Genomic DNA, 3,137 nt, shown 5'->3' with positions numbered 1-3,137 from the left:
CAGCGTCGTCGCCGTACCGCTCGAACCTGATCCCCGGGTACTCCCGAGCCAGCCACGCATCGAAGGCGTAGTGCATGAACAGATTCGACAACAACGGTGAAATGGAAGACCCTTGATGAGTTCCCTTTTCCCGTCTGACGAGCGTTCCGTCGGGCTGCCGCACGGGGGCGACAAGCCATCGCTTCACATACAGCAGCACCCACGGGAGATTGGCATGTCTTTCCACTGCCGCGATGATGGGGGCGTGCGGCACGTTGTCGAAGAATCCCTGGATGTCAATGTCAATCACCCAAGGATGCCTCCAGCACCGCTGCTTGCACGTCTCCACTGCATCCAGCGCGGACCGCCTCGGGCGATAGCCATACGAATCCTGATGGAAGATCTGCTCCACATCTGGCTCCAATGTCATGGCCACTGCCGTCTGAGCGATCCTGTCAGCCACGGTCGGAACCCCAAGGCTCCGAGTCCCACCGCCGGCTTTGGGAATATCAACCGCTCTCACAGGCGGAGGGAAGTAACTTCCCGAGGACAACCGGTTCCACAGCTTGTACAGGTTGTTCTTCTCATCCTGCTCAAACTCCGCTAACGACTGCCCGTCCACCCCAGCCGCTCCCCTGTTGGCCTTGACCTTCAGGTATGCGTTCCAGACCAGCCGTTTCGGAATATCAAACGGCTTGCTTGCTGATCTCGTCTCGACCATCCGATTCCTCCCATCTCTGGTTGATCGCCGATCGACACTCAACAACACGTCCCCTTCGCTCCGCCTCTATTACGGAGGTTTCATCACTACTACGGGACGTTCCGCCCTCCCGACGCGCGACTGGTACTCCGGCTCTCATGGCTCTTCGCCACTTGCGCCTCTCCCTCTCGCGATCCACGTCAACCCGCGGATCGCGGTTTCGCGTCGAGGAGATCTCCAGTTCCGTTGTGAAGCCCGGACTGAGCTCGCGCCACCTTCATGCCGGACACCGCCAGACCAGTAGACAGGTTCCCGCCTGGCTCATCCCAGGACAGCATTGAGGCCCCGGTTTTGATGTCGTCTAAGCTTTACGACACGTCATCAGTGGTTCACTTGCGTTCGTCTTCTCAGCCCACACCTGCCGTATTCAGTACGGCTTTTCCATGACGCTCACCACCACGGCTCATTCACCGCAGCAGCTCATGGCGGTTTGACACCTGCACCTGCATGCCGATGTCGAAGGACCTACCTTCATCTCCACAACAGCATGGCAACTGTTCGTTTCCGTCTTCTACATCAGAACCTCACAATCACCTTCTGGACACACCAACGCGATGACCTAGGCCCTGAACGGCACCTTCGGGCCGAGCTGATCGAGATGCAGGGCTCCTGGAGGGACGTCGACCAGGTCGAGCGGGCGATCTTCCAGTGGGTCACGTGGTGCAACGAGGAACGACTCCACTCCGCCCTCGACTACGTACCGTCTGCCGAATACGAACGCGACTGGTGGCGGCAACAGGAAGCCGCCCCGCAGCCCGCCTGAAACAAGATCACCGGACTCTACGGAACTCGGGGCAGCTCACAGGTCGTAGCTATTCAGCGGGGTTGAGCGGTTCGGTCAGGCTGTTGCTGTGTCAGGGGTGAGGGCATGCGGGATCCACGCCCCTGTGGTGAAGAGGCGCTGGAGTGCGTCGTAGCGGCTGATGCCCCACTTGGCCGCGGTCGACAGGTACGACTGGACGATGGCGAAGTCGGCCAGTCCCTGGAGGGTTCGCCAGCAGCCTCCGGAGGAGCGTTGCTGGACCTTGGCGGGTCTGATGTCGCGTTCCGCCTGATTGTTGGTGAAGGGGACGGCCAGGTCGGTGGTGAAGCGGAGGATGACCTCGCGGTGTTCCTCGAAACGTTTGGCCAGGGTGCGGGCGTGCCGGGCGAGTTCGGTGTTCTTGTTCCGGTTGTCCTGGCGGGAGCGGGCCAGTGCTCCTGTGTAGAGCCGGTGGATGGTGCGCAGTTCGTCGGCGGTGAGTTCCTCGCGCCCGGTGTCGCGGGCGGCGGACGCGAGACGGTTGGCTTCCAGGAGGGTGTCGGCCATGGCGCGGGCCCACAGCTGGCCCTGGAGGTCGGCTTCATGGATGCCGCGCAGGTCACGTAGCAGGTGCGCGCCGCACCAGGCGTGCAGGACGTGGTCGAGGTGGGTGTAGCCGGCGTATCCGTCGCGGACCAGGACACCGCTGAGGTGCGGCAGGACCTGGCCGGCGTCGATGGTCGCGGCCGAGCGGTCACCGGTGTGCATCAGGGTGAGGTGCGCGGTGGAGGCCACGTGCAGGAAGACGGTCCTGGCCCGGGTGCGGGTGAAGGTCTCATCGGCGTGCACGACGGGTGCGCCGGAGAGCAGGGCGCGGACCGAGGGCAGGAACCCGGCCTCCAGCAGGCGGGCGGCCCGGCCTCGCAGGGATGCGGCGAAGCCGGTGGAGACCTTCATCCCGCACAGTTCCATCACCAGCAGTGTCGAGCGGTGTACCGGGATGTGGTGTCCCAGGACCGCGTCCGCGACCTTCGCGGTGACATCGGGACCGTACTGGGCCGCCGATTCCACTCCGGCCGGGAAGACTCCGGTGGCCTTCTTTCCGCACCCGGGGCAGCACTTGACGTCCGCGGCGTACTCGATGACCTGCGGCGGAAGCGGGGTGGCCAGGTCAAAGACCTGACGGCGGCGCACCGCGGCCACCGGAACCTTGACCAGCGAGGACGCGCAGCCGGCGCAGGATGCCGGAGCGGGGATGACGATCCGCTCGTTCGGATCCTCTACCTGCCGCAAGGTGGTGCCCGGATCACCTGGCTGCTTGCCCGGTTTGCGTCCCGAGCGGGTACGCGAGGACCCGCCACGGGGCCGCTTGCCCGGCCCGTCCGAGGACGGCGGCTTCGAGGAGGTCGAGGAATCCCTCGACAGCCGCAGTACCAGGGCCTGGACCTGCGTGGTCAACTCCGCGATCTGGACCAGCAGCTGATCGATCCGCTCGTCCTTCGCGGCCGCCTCGGCCCGGGAAGCCGCCAACTCGCCGCGTACCGCGGCCAACTCGGCAAGAAGGTCCTTCGCAGACCAGTCGGGATCCTCCACACCGCCACCCTAGCGATCACGCCGCACGGTCCGCGAACCGATCACACCCTGCTGAATAGCTAC

At 64.4% G+C, this 3,137-nt stretch carries 3 protein-coding genes; 1 reads left to right on the top strand and 2 read right to left on the bottom strand.

The genetic code is table 11. The features are described from left to right. On the bottom strand, positions 1–700 hold a 700-nt coding region (locus B9S61_RS27925), incomplete at its 3' end, for a reverse transcriptase domain-containing protein (protein ID WP_258039875.1). A gap of 526 nt (positions 701–1,226) precedes the next feature. Here B9S61_RS27925 and B9S61_RS42715 point away from each other — a divergent pair. Further along, the gene (locus tag B9S61_RS42715; protein WP_103544718.1) at positions 1,227–1,502 is read left to right on the top strand and encodes an integrase core domain-containing protein; all 276 of its coding nucleotides are present in this window, start codon (positions 1,227–1,229) and stop codon (positions 1,500–1,502) included. A gap of 75 nt (positions 1,503–1,577) precedes the next feature. Here the strand turns inward: B9S61_RS42715 and B9S61_RS27915 are convergent, their stop codons facing one another. Beyond that, the gene (locus tag B9S61_RS27915; protein WP_103544695.1) at positions 1,578–3,032 is read right to left on the bottom strand and encodes an IS66 family transposase; all 1,455 of its coding nucleotides are present in this window, start codon (positions 3,030–3,032) and stop codon (positions 1,578–1,580) included. Positions 3,033–3,137 lie beyond the last annotated feature (105 nt).

Source organism: Streptomyces sp. SM1 (assembly GCF_002910825.1).
Taxonomy (GTDB): Bacteria; Actinomycetota; Actinomycetes; order Streptomycetales; family Streptomycetaceae; genus Streptomyces; species Streptomyces okerensis.
The sequence above is the reverse complement of the archived record's forward strand: the minus strand, read 5'-3'. Positions and strand labels throughout refer to the sequence as shown.